The organism is Streptomyces sp. 1331.2 (assembly GCF_900199205.1).
GTDB lineage: Bacteria > Actinomycetota > Actinomycetes > Streptomycetales > Streptomycetaceae > Kitasatospora.
In genome coordinates this window covers 5,648,411-5,664,471 of sequence record NZ_OBMJ01000001.1, presented here as the reverse complement: position 1 = coordinate 5,664,471, position 16,061 = coordinate 5,648,411, and the positions used below count along the sequence as shown (strand labels likewise).

The 16,061-nt window shown below is 72.4% G+C and carries 15 protein-coding genes; all 15 read right to left on the bottom strand.

Annotated features, from left to right (window positions below; all coding sequences use genetic code 11):
- Positions 1 to 196 precede the first annotated feature (196 nt).
- On the bottom strand, positions 197 to 1,657 hold the full coding sequence (locus CRP52_RS24415; RefSeq protein ID WP_097238346.1) for a glutamate synthase subunit beta: 1,461 nt from the start codon (positions 1,655 to 1,657) through the stop codon (positions 197 to 199).
- Positions 1,650 to 6,266 carry a glutamate synthase large subunit gene (gltB, locus tag CRP52_RS24410; protein ID WP_373560518.1) on the bottom strand — a complete coding sequence of 1,539 codons (4,617 nt, stop codon included), beginning with the start codon at positions 6,264 to 6,266 and terminating at the stop codon, positions 1,650 to 1,652. Before gltB ends, CRP52_RS24415 begins: the two co-directional genes overlap by 8 nt.
- A gap of 405 nt (positions 6,267 to 6,671) precedes the next feature.
- On the bottom strand, positions 6,672 to 7,409 hold the full coding sequence (locus CRP52_RS24405) for a VIT1/CCC1 transporter family protein (RefSeq protein ID WP_097238344.1): 738 nt from the start codon (positions 7,407 to 7,409) through the stop codon (positions 6,672 to 6,674).
- Between the two features lie 148 nt (positions 7,410 to 7,557).
- A complete protein-coding gene (gene lgt, locus CRP52_RS24400; protein WP_097238343.1) occupies positions 7,558 to 8,535 on the bottom strand; it encodes a prolipoprotein diacylglyceryl transferase in 978 nt (325 codons plus the stop codon).
- Between the two features lie 120 nt (positions 8,536 to 8,655).
- Positions 8,656 to 9,519 (bottom strand): DsbA family protein, encoded by an 864-nt coding sequence (locus CRP52_RS24395; protein ID WP_097238342.1) that lies wholly within the window; start codon positions 9,517 to 9,519, stop codon positions 8,656 to 8,658.
- Between the two features lie 104 nt (positions 9,520 to 9,623).
- A complete protein-coding gene (locus tag CRP52_RS24390; RefSeq protein WP_097238341.1) occupies positions 9,624 to 10,097 on the bottom strand; it encodes a MauE/DoxX family redox-associated membrane protein in 474 nt (157 codons plus the stop codon).
- A gap of 151 nt (positions 10,098 to 10,248) precedes the next feature.
- Positions 10,249 to 10,482, bottom strand: a complete 234-nt coding sequence (locus CRP52_RS38445) for a hypothetical protein (RefSeq protein ID WP_121175333.1) — start codon at positions 10,480 to 10,482, stop codon at positions 10,249 to 10,251.
- Positions 10,483 to 10,672: 190 nt separating this feature from the next.
- The gene (gene trpA, locus CRP52_RS24380; RefSeq protein WP_097240310.1) at positions 10,673 to 11,482 is read right to left on the bottom strand and encodes a tryptophan synthase subunit alpha; all 810 of its coding nucleotides are present in this window, start codon (positions 11,480 to 11,482) and stop codon (positions 10,673 to 10,675) included.
- 2 nt (positions 11,483 to 11,484) lie between these two features.
- Positions 11,485 to 12,777: a tryptophan synthase subunit beta gene (gene trpB / locus CRP52_RS24375; protein ID WP_097238340.1), complete on the bottom strand. Its 1,293-nt coding sequence runs from the start codon at positions 12,775 to 12,777 to the stop codon at positions 11,485 to 11,487.
- Positions 12,778 to 12,838: 61 nt separating this feature from the next.
- Positions 12,839 to 12,988, bottom strand: coding sequence for a tryptophan biosynthesis modulator TrpM (gene trpM / locus CRP52_RS40860; protein WP_373560517.1), 150 nt, complete (start codon positions 12,986 to 12,988; stop codon positions 12,839 to 12,841).
- A 9-nt stretch (positions 12,989 to 12,997) separates the two neighbouring features.
- The gene (gene trpC, locus CRP52_RS24370; RefSeq protein WP_097238339.1) at positions 12,998 to 13,804 is read right to left on the bottom strand and encodes an indole-3-glycerol phosphate synthase TrpC; all 807 of its coding nucleotides are present in this window, start codon (positions 13,802 to 13,804) and stop codon (positions 12,998 to 13,000) included.
- Positions 13,805 to 14,008: 204 nt separating this feature from the next.
- The gene (locus CRP52_RS24365; RefSeq protein WP_097238338.1) at positions 14,009 to 14,449 is read right to left on the bottom strand and encodes a DUF2752 domain-containing protein; all 441 of its coding nucleotides are present in this window, start codon (positions 14,447 to 14,449) and stop codon (positions 14,009 to 14,011) included.
- A gap of 98 nt (positions 14,450 to 14,547) precedes the next feature.
- The gene (locus tag CRP52_RS24360; RefSeq protein WP_097238337.1) at positions 14,548 to 14,811 is read right to left on the bottom strand and encodes an HGxxPAAW family protein; all 264 of its coding nucleotides are present in this window, start codon (positions 14,809 to 14,811) and stop codon (positions 14,548 to 14,550) included.
- A gap of 167 nt (positions 14,812 to 14,978) precedes the next feature.
- Positions 14,979 to 15,563 (bottom strand): TIGR02234 family membrane protein, encoded by a 585-nt coding sequence (locus tag CRP52_RS24355; protein ID WP_306458884.1) that lies wholly within the window; start codon positions 15,561 to 15,563, stop codon positions 14,979 to 14,981.
- A gap of 26 nt (positions 15,564 to 15,589) precedes the next feature.
- Entirely contained in the window at positions 15,590 to 16,060 is a 471-nt protein-coding gene (locus tag CRP52_RS24350; protein ID WP_097238336.1) for a Uma2 family endonuclease, read from the bottom strand.
- Between the last annotated feature and the right edge of the window lies 1 nt (position 16,061).

Sequence of the window (16,061 nt, the reverse complement as noted above, 5' to 3'; positions counted from 1 at the left end):
GCACGCCCGGAGAACCCGGAGCCGTCCGCGTCCCGGAAAGCGCTCCTGCCCCGGGGAACGCGACGGCGCCCGCCCTCCAACTGGTCGGGGAAGAGGGCAGGCGCCAGGAGACCGCGTTGGCCCGGCGACGCTGGCGGGGGCAGCGGGTTGAGCTCCCGGCGATGCGGCGCCGGGGGTTCGGGGGCCGGTCGGACCGTCAGACCACCAGGGGGCGGTCCGTGGGTCGGATCGGGGCGGGAAGCGGGGTCTTGCCGCCCAGGTACTTGTCCACCGCGGCGGCGGCCGAGCGGCCTTCCGCGATGGCCCAGACGATCAGCGACTGGCCTCGGCCGGCGTCTCCGCAGACGTACACGCCATCGACATTGGTGGCGAACCGGCCGTCCCGGGCAATGTTACCCCGCGCGTCGAGGTCGGCTCCCAGCTGCTCGACCAGCCCGTTCTTCACGTCCGTGCCGGTGAAGCCCATGGCGAGGGTGACGAGCTGGGCGGGGATGGCCCGTTCGGTGCCGGGGACGGGCTCGAAGCGGCCGTCCTTGAATTCCACCTCGACGAGGTGCAGTTCCCGGACGTTGCCGTCCTCGTCGCCGGTGAAGTGGGTGGTGTTGACGGAGTAGATCCGCTCGCCGCCCTCCTCGTGGGCGGAGGTGACCTTGTACGTCATCGGCATGGTCGGCCACGGCTGGTGACCGGGCCGCTCGTCGCCGGGCCGGGGCATGATCTCCAGCTGGGTGACGGAGGCCGCGCCCTGGCGGTGGGCGGTGCCGACGCAGTCGGCGCCGGTGTCGCCGCCGCCGATGACCACGACGTGCTTGCCCCTGGCGCTGATCGGGGACTCGACGAAGTCGCCCTCCTGCACCTTGTTGGCCAGCGGCAGGTACTCCATGGCCTGGTGGATGCCCTTGAGCTCGCGCCCGGGCACCGGCAGGTCGCGGGCGGTGGTGGCGCCGGCGGCGACGACGACGGCGTCGAAGCGCTCGCGCAGCTGCTGGCCGGTGATGTCCTCGCCGACGTGGACGCCGGTGCGGAAGCGGGTGCCCTCCGCGCGCATCTGCTCGATGCGGCGGTTGATGTGGCGCTTCTCCATCTTGAACTCGGGGATGCCGTAGCGCAGCAGTCCGCCGATGCGGTCGGCCCGCTCGTACACCACGACGGTGTGTCCGGCGCGGGTGAGCTGCTGGGCGGCGGCGAGGCCGGCCGGGCCGGAGCCGACGACGGCGACGGTCTTGCCGGACAGCCGCTCCGGGATCTGCGGGGTGACGCCGCCGCGGTCCCAGGCCTTGTCGATGATGGTGACCTCGACGTTCTTGATGGTCACCGCGTCCTGGTTGATGCCGAGGACGCAGGCGGACTCGCACGGCGCCGGGCACAGCCGCCCGGTGAACTCCGGGAAGTTGTTGGTGGCGTGCAGGCGCTCGATGGCGCCGACGAAGTCGTCCCGGTAGGCGAGGTCGTTCCACTCGGGGATGAGGTTACCGAGCGGGCAGCCGTTGTGGCAGAACGGGATGCCGCAGTCCATGCAGCGGCCGGCCTGCTTGGTGATGATCGGCAGGAGGCTGCGTTCGACGTAGACCTCGTTCCAGTCCCGCAGACGGACATCGACGGGCCGGCGCTCGGCCAGCTGCTTGCCGGTGGTCAGGAAGCCCTTGGGGTCAGCCATGTGCCGCCTCCATCATCTTGCGAGTGGTCTCGGCCTCGGAGAGGCCATCGCGCTCAGCGGCGTCCTTGGCGGCGAGCACTGCCTTGTAGTCGGTCGGCATGATCTTGGAGAAGCGGGAGACTCCGCTGCCCCAGTCGGCCAGGAGTTCGGCGGCGACGGTGGAGCCGGTCTCCTCGTAGTGCTGCTGCACGGTCTCGCGCAGCCAGTCGCGGTCGGCGGCGGTGGGGGCCTCGATGCCCACCAGGCCGTCGTTGACGTTGGCGGGGCGCAGGTCCAGGACGTACGCGATGCCGCCGGACATGCCGGCCGCGAGGTTGCGTCCGGTCTCGCCGAGGATGACGACCCGGCCGCCGGTCATGTACTCCAGGCCGTGGTCGCCGACGCCTTCGACGACCAGGGTGGCGCCGGAGTTGCGGACGGCGAAGCGCTCGCCGGCCTTGCCGCGCAGGTGGATCCGGCCGGAGGTGGCGCCGTAGCCGATGGTGTTGCCGGCGATGACGTGGTGCTGTGCGCCGTTGCCGATGGCCGCGGCCTCGCGGGCCGGGCGGACGACGACGACTCCGCCGGAGAGGCCCTTGCCGACGTAGTCGTTGGCGTCGCCCTCCAGGCGCAGGGTCACGCCGCGGGGCAGGAAGGCGCCGAAGGACTGGCCGGCGGAGCCGGTGAAGGTGACGTCGATGGTCCCTTCCGGCAGGCCTTCGCCGCGGTACCGCTTGGTCACCTGGTGGCCGAGCATGGTGCCGACGGTGCGGTTGACGTTGCGGATCGGCAGCTGGATCCGCACGGTCTCGCCGCGCTCCAGGGCGTCCTCGGCGAGTTCGATCAGCTGGTTGTCCAGGGCCTTGTCGAGCGCGTGGTCCTGGGTGGTGGTGCAGTGCCGGGCGGCGCCCTCCGGCAGCGCGGGCACGTGGAAGAGTGGGGCGAGGTCGAGCCCGGCGGCCTTCCAGTGGTCGATCGCGGCCTGGGCGTTGATGTGCTCGGCGTGGCCGACGGCCTCCTCGATCGAGCGGAAGCCCAGCGAGGCCAGGATCTCCCGGACCTCCTCGGCGATGAACTCGAAGAAGTTGACGACGAATTCGGGCTTGCCGGAGAACCGCTCGCGCAGCACCGGGTTCTGGGTGGCGACGCCGACCGGGCAGGTGTCCAGGTGGCAGACGCGCATCATGATGCAGCCGGAGACGACCAGCGGGGCGGTGGCGAAGCCGAACTCCTCGGCGCCGAGCAGGGCGGCGATGACGACGTCGCGGCCGGTCTTGAGCTGGCCGTCGGTCTGGACGACGATGCGGTCGCGCAGCCCGTTGAGCAGCAGGGTCTGCTGGGTCTCGGCGAGGCCGAGCTCCCAGGGGCCGCCGGCGTGCTTCAGCGAGGTGAGCGGGGAGGCGCCGGTGCCGCCGTCGTGTCCGGAGACCAGCACCACGTCGGCGTGCGCCTTGGAGACGCCTGCCGCGACCGTGCCGACGCCGACCTCGGAGACCAGCTTCACGTGGATGCGGGCCGCCGGGTTGGCGTTCTTGAGGTCGTGGATCAGCTGGGCCAGGTCCTCGATGGAGTAGATGTCGTGGTGCGGCGGCGGCGAGATCAGGCCGACGCCCGGGGTGGAGTGCCGGGTCTTGGCGACCCACGGGTAGACCTTGTGGCCGGGCAGCTGGCCGCCCTCGCCGGGCTTGGCGCCCTGGGCCATCTTGATCTGGATGTCGTCGGCGTTGACCAGGTACTCGGAGGTGACGCCGAAGCGGCCGGAGGCGACCTGCTTGATCGCCGAGCGGCGCTCCGGGTCGTACAGGCGGTCCGGGTCCTCGCCGCCCTCGCCGGTGTTGGACTTGCCGCCGAGGCGGTTCATCGCGATGGCCAGGGTCTCGTGCGCCTCGCGGGAGATGGAGCCGTAGGACATGGCGCCGGTGGAGAAGCGCTTGACGATCTCGGAGACCGGCTCGACCTCCTCGACCGGGATCGGCGCGCGGTCGAGGCCGTCGAGCCGGAAGAGGCCGCGCAACGTCATCAGGCGCTCGGACTGCTCGTTCACCCGGTCCGTGTACTGCTTGAAGATGTCGTAACGGCGGTTGCGGGTGGAGTGCTGCAGCCGGAAGACGGTGTCCGGGTCGAACAGGTGCGGCTCGCCCTCGCGGCGCCACTGGTACTCGCCGCCGATCTCCAGCGCGCGGTGCGCGGCGGGGATGCCGGAGGCCGGGTACGCCTTGGCGTGCCGGGCGGCGGTCTCCTTGGCGATCTCCTCCAGGCCGATGCCGCCGAGCTTGGTGGTGGTGCCGGCGAAGTAGCCGTCGACGAGGTCCTGCGAGAGGCCGATGGCCTCGAAGACCTGGGCGCCGCGGTAGGAGGCGACGGTGGAGATGCCCATCTTGGACATGACCTTGAGCACGCCCTTGCCGAGCGCCTTGATCAGGTTCTTGATGGCCTTCTCGGGCTCGACGCCCTCGATGAAGACTCCCTGGGCGACCAGGTCCTCGACCGACTCCATGGCCAGGTACGGGTTGACCGCGCCGGCGCCGTAGCCGATCAGCAGCGCGACGTGGTGCACCTCGCGGACGTCGCCCGCCTCGACCAGCAGCGACACCTGGGTGCGCTGCTTGGTGCGGATGAGGTGGTGGTGGATCGCGGAGGTGAGCAGCAGCGAGGGGATCGGGGCGTGCTCGGCGTCGGAGTGCCGGTCGGAGAGCACGATGATCCGGGCGCCGTCGGCGATCGCGGCGTCGGCCTCGGCGGCGATCTCGGCCAGCCGGGAGGCCAGGCCCGCGCCGCCGGTGGCGACCTTGTAGAGGCCGGAGAGCGTGACGGCCTTGAGGCCGGGCTGGTCGCCGTCGGCGTTGATGTGGACGAGCTTGGCCAGCTCGTCGTTGTCGATCACCGGGAAGGTGATGCCGACGGTGCGGCAGGCGGAGGCCTCGGCGGCCAGCAGGTTGCCCTCGGGGCCGAGGTTGGAGAGCAGCGAGGTGACGAGCTCCTCGCGGATGGCGTCCAGCGGCGGGTTGGTGACCTGCGCGAAGAGCTGCACGAAGTAGTCGAACAGCAGGCGCGGCTTCTCGCTGAGCGCGGCGATCGGCGAGTCGGTGCCCATCGAGCCGAGCGCTTCGCCGCCGGTGCGGGCCATCGGCGCGAGGATGACGCGCAGTTCCTCCTCGGTGTAGCCGAAGGTCTGCTGGCGGCGGGTGACGGAGGCGTGGGTGTGCCAGATGTGCTCGCGCTCGGGCAGCTTGGCGAGCTGGATCTGGCCGGCGGCGACCCACTCCGCGTAGGGGTGCTCGGCGGCGAGGGCGGACTTGATCTCCTCGTCCTCGACGATGCGGCCCTCGGCGGTGTCGATCAGGAACATCCGGCCGGGCTGCAGGCGGCCCTTCTTGGTGACCTTCTCCTGGTCGATGTCGAGCACGCCGACCTCGGAGGAGAGGACGACCAGGCCGTCCTCGGTGATCCAGTAGCGGGCGGGGCGCAGGCCGTTGCGGTCGAGCACGGCGCCGATCTGGGTGCCGTCGGTGAAGGTGACGCAGGCCGGGCCGTCCCAGGGCTCCATCAGGTTGGAGTGGTACTGGTAGAAGGCGCGGCGGGCCGGGTCCATGGTGGCGTGGTTCTCCCAGGCCTCCGGGATCATCATCAGCACCGAGTGCGGGAGCGAGCGGCCGCCGAGGTGGAGCAGTTCCAGGACCTCGTCGAAGGACGCCGAGTCGGAGTGGTCCGGGGTGCACACCGGGAAGATCCGGCTCAGGCCCTGCCCGTTCCTGCTGGCCGGAATGAGGTCCGTGGCGAGCTGCGACTCGCGGGCCCGCATCCAGTTGCGGTTGCCCTTGACGGTGTTGATCTCGCCGTTGTGCGCGACGAAGCGGTACGGGTGGGCGAGCGGCCAGCTTGGGAAGGTGTTGGTGGAGAACCGGGAGTGCACCAGGCCGATCGCGGAGGCGTAGCTGCGGTCCGACAGGTCGGGGAAGAAGGGCTCCAGCTGGCCGGTGGTCAGCATGCCCTTGTAGACGATGGTGCGCGCGGACAGCGACGGGAAGTAGACCCCGGCCTCGCGCTCGGCCCGCTTGCGGACCACGAAGGCGGTGCGGTCCAGCTCGATGCCGGCCTTGCCGCCGCCGGCGAGGAAGAGCTGGCGGAAGCGCGGCATCACCGAGCGGGCGGTGGCGCCGAGCAGGTCGGGGGTGACGGGGACGTCGCGCCAGCCGAGGACGGTCAGGTCCTCCTCGGCCGCGATGGCCTCGATCTGCGCGACGGCGGCCGCGTCGGCCTCGTCCGCGTCCGGCAGGAAGGCGATGCCGACGGCGTAGGAGCCCGCGGCCGGGAGTTCGAAGTCGACCTTCCCGCGCAGGAAGGCGTCCGGGATCTGGGTGAGGATGCCGGCGCCGTCGCCGGAGTCGGGTTCGGCGCCGGTGGCGCCGCGGTGCTCCAGGTTGCGCAGGACGGTCAGCGCCTGCTCGACGATGGTGTGGTCGGCGATGCCGGTCAGCGTGGCGACGAAACCGACGCCACAGGCGTCGTGCTCGTTTCGCGGGTCGTACAGGCCCTGAGCAGCAGGTCGCGCATCCGGCACGAGCGCGTAGGGCGGGCGGGGGGCGCCGGCCTGGGGCTCGTTGGCGGAGTGCATGGATGCAGACAGCATCGGCTCTCCCGTCGTCGTCTTTCGGCAAGTTGGTGCAAGTAGGGACGACGTTGGCCCTGATGCGATGGTGCGGTGTCGTGCAAGTTACATGATGCCCAGGATCCCGAGAAGCGGAATATCCCGTCCACATGGCGGGACGAGTCGCAGGTCAGGGGGTGTGGGGGGAGGGACGTGCCACAGTGCACGTCCTGACGATTGTGCCCAACGGTCCGCGGCCCGAAACAGGGGCGAAACCGGGCCGCCACACAAGCCGATCATGGCCGCCTGCGATTCCATTCCGGGAGCCCGTCCGCGGATGCGAAACCGCGGCGCCGGGGCCCGGATGATGAGACTAGGCCAGGCGATACGCGACGCCCATGTGTGAAACGTCACGCATTGCCCAGCATAATCATGCAGACTTCTGGGTCATCCCACATGCCCGCCGATGAGGCTGCCGAGCAGGTACGTCACCCCCGCCGCCGCCCCGCCGAGCACCAGCTGCCGCAGTCCGCTGAACCACCAGCTGCGCGCCGTCACCCGGGCCACCACCGCACCGCACAGGAACAGCCCGGCCGCCGACAGCACCAGCGCGGGCAGCAGCGTGGTCGCGCCCAGCAGGTACGGCAGCAGCGGCAGCAGCGCGCCCAGCGCGAAGCACAGGAACGAGGAGACGGCCGCCACCAGCGGCGAGGGCAGGTCGGTGGGGTCGACGCCCAGCTCCTCGCGGGCGTGCACCTCCAGGGCCAGCTCCGGGTCGGCGGACAGCTGCCGGGCCACCTCGTGCGCGAGCTCCGGGTCCACCCCGCGCGAGACGTACAGCTGGGCCAGCTCGGCCAGCTCGCCGTGCGGGTTGCGGCTCAGCTCCAGCCGCTCGACCTCGATCTCGGCCTGCACCAGCTCCCGCTGCGAGGCCACCGAGGTGTACTCCCCCGCTGCCATCGAGCAGGCGCCGGCCGCCAGGCCCGCCAGCCCGGTCAGGATCACCGTGCCGTTGGACACCGCGCCGCCGACCACACCGGTCATCAGCGCGAAGTTGGACACCAGGCCGTCCACCGCGCCGAAGACGGCCGGGCGCAGCCAGCCGCCGTTGACGTCCCGGTGGTGGTCGGCCGCGGGTATCCGCGGGTGGTGTCCGGCCTCGTGTTCCAGGGTGGTCGCAGTCATCGTCTCTTCCCCTCCGTCGTCGTTCGTCCGCCCTGAACGTAGCCCCCTTGACCTGGGCATTTCCAGCAAAGTAAGGCTGTCCGAACACCACTGAGGCCACCCTTCGCAAGCGCTGCGAAGGGTGGCCTCAGCCGGGGGAAGTCCCAGGTCAGATCGGGTTCTTGGCGTCCTCGCCGGCCTTCTCGCCGGCCTTCCGGGCGAGCGCGCCGGCGTCCACGGACCGAGACGGCTTCCCGTCCTGCAGCCCGGCGGCCTTCTCCTCGCCGCCGTCCAGCTCGCCGCCGTCCTCCTCGGCGTGCGCGGCCGGGTCGATGCTCGCCGGGTCCTCCCGGCCGGGCCGCTTCTTCCCGACGATCACCAGGTACGCCACGGCGCCCAGGAACACCACGATCGACGTCCAGTCGTTCAGCCGCAGGCCGAAGTAGACGTGCGCCTCGTCGATCCGCAGCCACTCGGTCCAGAACCGGCCCACCGTGTACGCGGCCACGTACAGCGCGAAGGCCCGGCCGTGGCCCAGCTTGAACCGGCGGTCCGCCCAGATCACCAGCAGGGCGACGAGCACGCACCAGATCGACTCGTACAGGAAGGTCGGGTGGTAGACGCCCTTCACGACCTCGCCGTTGGGCAGCGTCTTGTCGATCTCCAGGCCCCACGGCAGGGTGGTCGCCCGGCCGTAGAGCTCCTGGTTGAAGTAGTTGCCCCAGCGGCCCAGCGCCTGCGCGAGCGCGATGCCCGGCGCGATGGCGTCGGCGTACGCGGGCAGCGGCACGCCCCGGCGGCGGGCGCCGATCCAGGCGCCGACCGCGCCCAGCGCGATCGCGCCCCAGATGCCGAGGCCGCCCTCCCAGATCTTGAAGGCGTTCCAGGGGTTCTTCCCCTCGCCGAAGTACAGCTGGTGGTCGGTGATCACGTGGTACAGCCGGCCACCGAGCAGGCCGAACGGCACGGCCCACACGGCGATGTCGCCGACCGTGTGCTTGGCACCGCCCCGGGCGACCCAGCGCTTGCTGCCGAGCCAGACGGCGACGACGACACCGAGGATGATGCAGAAGGCGTAGGCGCGCAGCGGGACGGGTCCGAGGTACAGGACGCCCCGCGACGGGCTGGGAATGTAGGCGATATCCATGGCAGTTCCGACGCTACAGGGTCCGCGGGCCCGGTCGGGCACCCCCGGGGTCACAGAAACCGAACAACGGCGGCCGCCGCCCCCTCCGGACGGGAAGGGCGCGGCGGCCGGGTCGGGGGCTCAGCCGGCGGTCGGCGAGGGGTTGTTGGCCTCCGAGGCGGCGCTGGTCGGCGCCGGGGTCTGCCCGTGCGAGCCCGCCGTGCCCAGCTGCTTGCCCTGGTTCGCGGCGTCCACCCACTTCGCCAGGTTCGCCGGGGTGATCTCCTCGTTGCCGTTCTTCGGGTAGATCGGCTGGCCGTTGAGCAGCACGGTCGGGGTCGACTTGTAGCTGGACTTGTCGAAGTCCTGCTGCACCGAGGAGACCCACCCGCCGAACTTGTTGTCGTTGACGCAGGCCTGGAACTCGGGCGTGTCCAGGCCCTCGACCTGCTTCGACAGGTTGAGCAGCACGGCCTTGTTGCCGAAGGCGTCGTTGGTCTCCTCCGGCTGGTTGCGGTAGAGCACGTCGTGGAAGTCCCGGAAGTGCCCGGCGTCCTGGGCGCAGGCCAGCGCGTTGGCGCCGGTCTTGGAGCCCTTGCCGCCCACGGCCCGGTCGATGAACGACACGATGTGGTAGTTGGTGTAGATCTTGCCGGCGTCCTCCAGCTGGTCGACGGTCGCCGAGAACTCCCGCTCGAAGGCGCCGCAGGCCGGGCAGCGCGGGTCCTCGTAGACCGTCAGGACGGAGGGCGCGTTGCCGGCGCCGACCGGGATGACCAGGTTCTTGTCCCCGATGGTCCCGGCCGGGGCCGCGGTCGGGGTCTCCGGCTTGGAGCGCTGGTTCTGCACCACGACGCCGGCGATGACGGCGGCGGCGATCACCGCGAGCACGGCGCCGCCCACGATCAGCTTCTTCTTCTTCCGCGAGGAGGCCTCCTCGGCGGCCCGCTGCTCCAGCATCCGCTCGCGGGCGGTGCGCTTGCCTTCTCGGTTCTTCTCGCTCATTGCCTTGACATCCACGGTCGGGGGCCTTCGTCGGGTGCGGGGGACGGGGATACGGCGGAGGGGACGGACGTGCGGCGGAGGGGACGGCGGTGCGGTGGAGGGGGTCAGTTCGCCAGCCAGCCGTCCATCGAGAGCCGGGTGCGCGGCCGCCACAGCAGCCACCCGGCCAGCAACAGGAACCCGGTGTCGCGCAGGATCTCCTGCAGGTACTTCGTCTGGGACTCGTCGACGTGCCCGCCGCCGCCGAAGCAGCCGCAGTCGATCGAGATGCCGCGGGCCCAGGCCGAGGCGATCCCCGCGATGAAGACGAGCAGCAGCAGGGCCGAGACCCCGGCGACCAGCCGGACCCCGAGCCCGAGCACCAGCAGCAGTGCGAGCGCCAGCTCCAGGAAGGGCAGGCCGTAGCCGATCGGCTTGACCAGGCCCTCGGGCAGGATCTCGTAGGCGCGGACGGCCTGGGCGGCCTCCGCCGGGTCGGAGATCTTCGCCAGCCCGGCCCAGCCCCACACCACCGCGAGGCTGAGCCGAACGGCCGTGCCGACCCACTCGCTCCAGGGCTGCACTGCCGGCCCGGCCATCAGGGAACCCCCCTCGGGAAACGCGTTCACGTCCTGATGAACCGTAAGGGATGAAGGGTGGTTCCTCCGTATTCAGGAATTAAGCCGGAAGAGTGACGCTACCTGACCTTCTGTCCGAATCCGTCGAACGCCAGGACCTGTCGGACAGGCCCTAGCGGCACCCGAACTGCCGCCCCAGCTCGAAGAAGTCCTCCCGCCCGCCCCCGGCCCGCTCGGCGGCATCCCAACGAGCCGCCTCCGCACAGGCCACCGCCTCCCGCTCGGCCCGCTCCGCGGCCCGCTTGGCCAGCGCCTGCCCCACCTGCGCGTGCGCCCCGACCGCGGCCCCGAGAGCGAGCGCAGCAGCCGCCGCCCGCAGCAGAACGGCCCGCTGGAAACCCCTCACCGGCTCACCCCTTCGCTCGCTCGGCGACCCCTGTACACGTCGTTCGTGCACTCGTCCCTCCACTCAACGCCGGTCAACCCCGGCTGATGCGTGTCCCCGCAACTGTTCACCCGTTCGGGGCCCCGCCCCCGGAACGCCGACGGCCCGCCACTCCCGCAGGAGTGACGGGCCGTCGCCCGGTCGAGCCGCTTCAGCGCCTGCGCACGCCCTGCGCCAGCTCCCCGGCCAGGGCCCGCACGGCGTCCAGCGCCGCCGCCTCGTCCTCACCCGCGTCCAGGATCCGCTTCACGAACGCCGAGCCCACGATCACCCCGTCCGCGAACCGGGCGACCTCGGCCGCCTGCTCCGCGTTCGAGACCCCGAGCCCGACACAGACCGGCAGGTCCGTGGTGGCCCGGGTGCGGGCGACCAGGTCCTCGGCGAGCGAGCCGACCGCCGACCGGGTGCCGGTCACGCCCATCACCGCGGCCGCGTACACGAATCCGCTGCCCGCCGCCGTGACCTCGGCCAGCCGCGCGTCCTTGCTGCTGGGGGCGACCACGAACACGGTGTCCAGCCCATGCTCGTCCGCCGCCTTGCGCCACTCTTCGGACTCCTCCACCGGTAGGTCGGGCAGGATGCAGCCGGCCCCGCCCGCGGCCGCCAGGTCGGCGGCGAAGCGCGCCACGCCGTAGCGGTCGACCGGGTTCCAGTAGGTCATCACGAGCACCGCCGCCCCGGGGTGCGCCGAGGCGACCTCCTGGACGGTGCGCAGCACGTCCTTGATCCGCACGCCGCCGCGCAGCGCGATGTCGTCGGCGGTCTGGATGACGGCGCCGTCGAGGACCGGGTCGGAGTGCGGCAGGCCGACCTCGACCACGTCGCAGCCGCCCTCGATGAGCGCGTCGACCGCCCGGATGCCGCCCTCGACGGTCGGGAACCCGGCCGGCAGGTAGCCGATCAGCGCGGCACGGTCCTCCGCCTTGGCGGCGGCCAGGACACTACTCAGCTTCGACGCCATGATCACTTGCCCCCCTGCTCGGAACCGGCCGAACCGGCACCGGCGGAACCGGAACCGCCGGCGGAACCCGCCCCCGGCTCGTCGTACAACCCGAAGTACTCGGCCGCGGTGTGCATGTCCTTGTCCCCGCGCCCCGACAGGGACACCAGGATGGTCGCCTCCGGCCCGAGCTCGCGCCCCAGCTCCAGGGCGCCGGCGAGCGCGTGGGCGCTCTCGATGGCCGGGATGATGCCCTCGGTGCGGGAGAGCAGCCGCAGCGCCTGCATCGCGGCGTCGTCCGTCACCGGCCGGTACTCGGCCCGCCCGGTGTCCTTCAGCCAGGCGTGCTCCGGGCCGACGCCCGGGTAGTCGAGCCCGGCCGAGATCGAGTGCGACTCGATGGTCTGCCCGTCCTCGTCCTGCAGGACGTACGTCCGGGAGCCGTGCAGCACCCCCGGGTCGCCCTTGGTCAGCGTCGCCGCGTGCTTGGGCGTCTCGGCGCCCTCGCCGGCCGCCTCGCAGCCGATCAGCCGCACCCCGGCGTCCGGGATGAACTCGTGGAAGATGCCCATCGCGTTGGAGCCGCCGCCCACGCAGGCCACGACCGCGTCGGGCAGCCGCCCGGTCCGGTCGAGCACCTGCTGCCGCGCCTCGACGCCGATGACCCGGTGGAAGTCGCGGACCATCATCGGGAACGGGTGCGGCCCGGCGACGGTGCCGAACAGGTAGTGGGTGGAGTCGACGTTGGCGACCCAGTCCCGGAACGCCTCGTTGATGGCGTCCTTCAGCGTCCGGCTGCCGGACTTGACGGCGATCACCTCGGCGCCGAGCATCCGCATCCGGGCGACGTTCAGCGCCTGGCGCTGGGTGTCGACCTCGCCCATGTAGATGGTGCAGTCGAAGCCGAACAGCGCGCACGCGGTCGCGGTGGCGACCCCGTGCTGCCCGGCGCCGGTCTCGGCGATGATCCGGGTCTTGCCCATCCGCTTGGTGAGCAGCGCCTGGCCCAGCACGTTGTTGATCTTGTGCGAGCCGGTGTGGTTGAGGTCCTCGCGCTTGAGCAGGATGCGCGCACCGCCCGCCTCGGCGGAGAAGCGGTGCACGTCGGTCAGCGGGCTGGGGCGCCCGGTGTAGTCCTTGAGCAGCGCGTCGAGCTCGGCGACGAAGGCCGGGTCGGTCTTGGCCTTCTCGTACTCCTCGGCGACCTGCTCGACCGCGGCGACCAGCGCCTCGGGGATGAAGCGGCCGCCGTACGCGCCGAAGTATCCGCGCGCGTCCGGCACCTGGGCGCCGGGCAGGTAGTCCTTCTCGGACATGTGGTTTTCCTTGGGGAGTCGGACGACGATGACGTCTGATCGGCCGGGCCCCGAAAGGGCCTCAGCCGCGCGTCACGCGCCATCGCCGTCCCGGCACCTGCCCGGGCTCACAGCCGATCACGTACCGCACCCGCCGCCCCAGCACCCGGCGTGCGGGCGCGCGGCAGCCGCGCGGGCGGCAACCGGGGGCGAGTCGGGTGGCGATCTTCATCGGGTGGTGTCAGTCCTTGTGCCGGACGGCGGGGTGGGTCCCGGCGGCGACCAGGTCGGCGACCGCGGCGCGCGGGTCCTTGCCGGTCACCAGGGACTCGCCGACCAGCACCGCGTCGGCGCCCAGGTTGGCGTAGTTGATGACGTCCAGCGGGCCGCGCACCCCGGACTCGGCGATCTTGACGATGCCGTCCGGAATGGCGTGGGCCACGTTCTCGAAGGTGTTGCGATCCACTTCGAGGGTCTTCAGGTTGCGGGCGTTGACGCCGATGATCCGCGCCCCGGCGTCCACCGCGCGCTTGATCTCATCCTCGTCGTGCACCTCGACCAGCGGGGTGAGGCCGATCGACTCGGCGCGCTCGATCAGCGACACCAGGGCCGGCTGGTCGAGGGCCGCGACGATCAGCAGCGCGAGGTCCGCGCCGTGGGCGCGCGCCTCCCACAGCTGGTAGGCGGTGACGATGAAGTCCTTGCGCAGCAGCGGGGTGTCCACCGCGGCGCGCACGGCGTCCAGGTCGGCCAGCGACCCGCCGAAGCGGCGCTGCTCCGTCAGCACGCTGATCGCGGCGGCACCGCCGGCCGCGTAGTCGCGCGCCAGGGAGGCCGGGTCGGCGATCGCGGCCAGGGCGCCCTTGGACGGGCTGGAGCGCTTCACCTCGCAGATCACCCGGACCCCGTCGCCCTTGAGGGCGGCGACGCCGTCCTTGGCCTCCGGAGCCTTCGCGGCGAGCTCCTTCAGCTCGTCCAGGGAGACCCGGGCCTGCCGCTCGGCGAGGTCCTCGCGGACCCCTTCGATGATCGAGTCGAGCACACTCACTCAGGAGCCCCCATCTTTCCTGCCAGTTGCCAGTTGGCCAGCGAGAGCCGGGCGGGCAGGAGCCCGCCGGCTCTTCGATGGTATCGGCACCCGGGGGTACGGGGCTCATCGGCCCGGCGGGCGTCTCGCGGAGCGGACGCCCGCTCCGGCCGCCCCCAGCTGCGGTTTCACCGCTTCTCCACCCGTCGCCGGGCGGAAGGCCGCTCAGAGCGCCGACGGCGCCAGACCCGCTCCGACCGGCGAATTTCGCACCACGGTGAACACCAGCACCAGCAGCGCGATCAGCACCCAGCGCCGGCCCCCGACGGTGGTCCCGGGTGGCGGCCCGCAGGTCAGCGCGGCCCAGGCCCAGCGCAGCCAGAGCACCGCCAGCACGCCGAACAGCAGGACGGCGACGGCGTTGTCGTGCAGGGCGCCCGAGAGGTCCCCGTGGGCCAGCGCGTGCACGCAGCGCAGCCCCCCGCAGCCGGGGCACCACCAGCCGGTGGCGGTCAGGAAGGGGCAGTCCGGGTAGTGCCCGGGGGCGTTCGGGTCCACCACGGCGACGTACGCGGCGGGGACGGCCGCCGCCGCCAGCGCGGCCAGCGGCGGGCCCAGCCGGCGCAGCACGGGCGGCGGGGCGGAGGCGGTGGGGGCGGCGTTCACGCCCCGAATTCTGCCCGCGCCGGGGGCCGGGAACGACGAAACGGCGGGCGCGGCGCGCCCGCCGTTCGGTTGTGCGAAAGGCGTCTGTGCGAAAGGCGTCAGGCGGCGACGGCGGCGCGGGCCTCGCGGGCCGCGACCTGCTCGTCGGCCGACTTGTAGACGTTGCTGCTCGGCTGCTTGCCCATGCCGGCCATCGACATGGCCTTGCCGACGACGCCGCCGAGCACCACGACCGCCAGGCCGGCCCAGACCAGCAGCACCGACGGCAGGATCATCGCGACACCGGCGATGCCGAAACCGACGAAGGAGATGACGACGCCGGTCCAGGCGGCGGGGGTGTGGCCGTGTGCTGCTGCTGCCATCTGAGTGGTGCTCCTTGGCTCTCGGGGCCCGGCCGGGCCTGCGGGGCCGCCGGCGGGTTGACGGATCCCATTGTGCCGGGCCACACACCCGCGCCCCAAAGCGGGTGGCGGGTCTATCGCGTCACACCTGCCGCCGGGGCCTTCCGGAGTTCTCCGCAGCCAGGCCGCTAGGCCGTCGGGTCCTCGCCGCGGTCCAGGGCCTTCCAGAGGTCGCCCGGCGTCTCGGTCCTCGCCGGGGTCTTGCGGGTCGGCGCCTCGTAGCGGCTGCCCATGGCCGGCCAGCCGCGGCCGTAGCGCAGGGTGAGCAGTCCGGCGAGGGCCAGCAGCAGGCCGCCGACCAGGGCGACCCAGGGCCAGCCGGTGTGCGAGACCTCGGTGGCCGCCGAACCGCTCAGGGCGAGCTTGCGGGCGGCCTCGGCGTCCAGGGCCGCGGTGTCGCCCGCGCCGGCGGCCGAGGCGGCGGCCGCGCCGAGCCCGGCCAGCAGGGTCAGCGCGCCGACCCCCAGCCGGCCGGCGCCGCGCACCGCGAACACCGCCACGGCCGCGGCGAGGCCCACCAGCGCCAGCCCGCCCGGCAGTTCGGAGATCTTGCCGCCGCTGACGGAGACATCCAGGGTGCCCGCCCGGCCCTCGGCCCAGGTCCGCCCGGCCGCGGTCAGCACCAGCAGGGCGCTCAGCACGGTCAGCAGCAGCATCACGCCGAGGGTGCGACGGCTGGGGGCGGCGGGGGCGGGGGTCTGGTCAGCGCTCACCGGTCCACTATCCCCCGCCCGACACCTCAGTCCGTACCCGGGGTGGGGAACGGCCCGGGAAAGGGATCCGTCCGCAGCACCACCGTCCGCCCGCCCAGCGGCAGGAACAGGTCGTTGCCGAACGGCACCCGCTCGGCCTCCCGGTACACCCCCTCGGGGGCCGGCGCGGTGTGCACGGTGCAGACCGCTGCCACCGGGTCGACCACCACGTACAGCGGCACACCGCCCTGCGCGTACGCCCGCCCGGCCTCCGCCAGCCCCGGGCGGGCCACCTCCAGCACCGCCTCGACCGCGTCCGCCCCGAACCGGCCCCGCTCGCCCCGAACCGCGTCCGGGGCGAGCACCGCCAGGTCCGGGGCGAGGCCGCCGGGCGCCGTCGGGAACTCGACCGCCACCCCGGACAGCACCCGCCCGTGGCCGGCCGGCTGCTCGGCCAGCTGCCCGGCGACGCTCAGCACGGTCTCCCAGCGCAGTTCGTCGTACGGCACCTCGGGCATC

Coding starts and splice junctions, on each gene's coding strand:
- CRP52_RS24405 (WP_097238344.1), bottom strand. CDS start 7,409: ATGACTGCGACCACCCTGGAACACGAGGCCGGACACCACCCGCGGATA.
- CRP52_RS24350 (WP_097238336.1), bottom strand. CDS start 16,060: ATGCCCGAGGTGCCGTACGACGAACTGCGCTGGGAGACCGTGCTGAGC.
- CRP52_RS24360 (WP_097238337.1), bottom strand. CDS start 14,811: ATGGCAGCAGCAGCACACGGCCACACCCCCGCCGCCTGGACCGGCGTC.
- CRP52_RS24395 (WP_097238342.1), bottom strand. CDS start 9,519: ATGAGCGAGAAGAACCGAGAAGGCAAGCGCACCGCCCGCGAGCGGATG.
- trpM (WP_373560517.1), bottom strand. CDS start 12,988: ATGAAGATCGCCACCCGACTCGCCCCCGGTTGCCGCCCGCGCGGCTGC.
- trpA (WP_097240310.1), bottom strand. CDS start 11,482: ATGGCGTCGAAGCTGAGTAGTGTCCTGGCCGCCGCCAAGGCGGAGGAC.
- lgt (WP_097238343.1), bottom strand. CDS start 8,535: ATGGATATCGCCTACATTCCCAGCCCGTCGCGGGGCGTCCTGTACCTC.
- CRP52_RS24415 (WP_097238346.1), bottom strand. CDS start 1,657: ATGGCTGACCCCAAGGGCTTCCTGACCACCGGCAAGCAGCTGGCCGAG.
- CRP52_RS24390 (WP_097238341.1), bottom strand. CDS start 10,097: ATGGCCGGGCCGGCAGTGCAGCCCTGGAGCGAGTGGGTCGGCACGGCC.
- gltB (WP_373560518.1), bottom strand. CDS start 6,266: ATGCTGTCTGCATCCATGCACTCCGCCAACGAGCCCCAGGCCGGCGCC.
- trpB (WP_097238340.1), bottom strand. CDS start 12,777: ATGTCCGAGAAGGACTACCTGCCCGGCGCCCAGGTGCCGGACGCGCGC.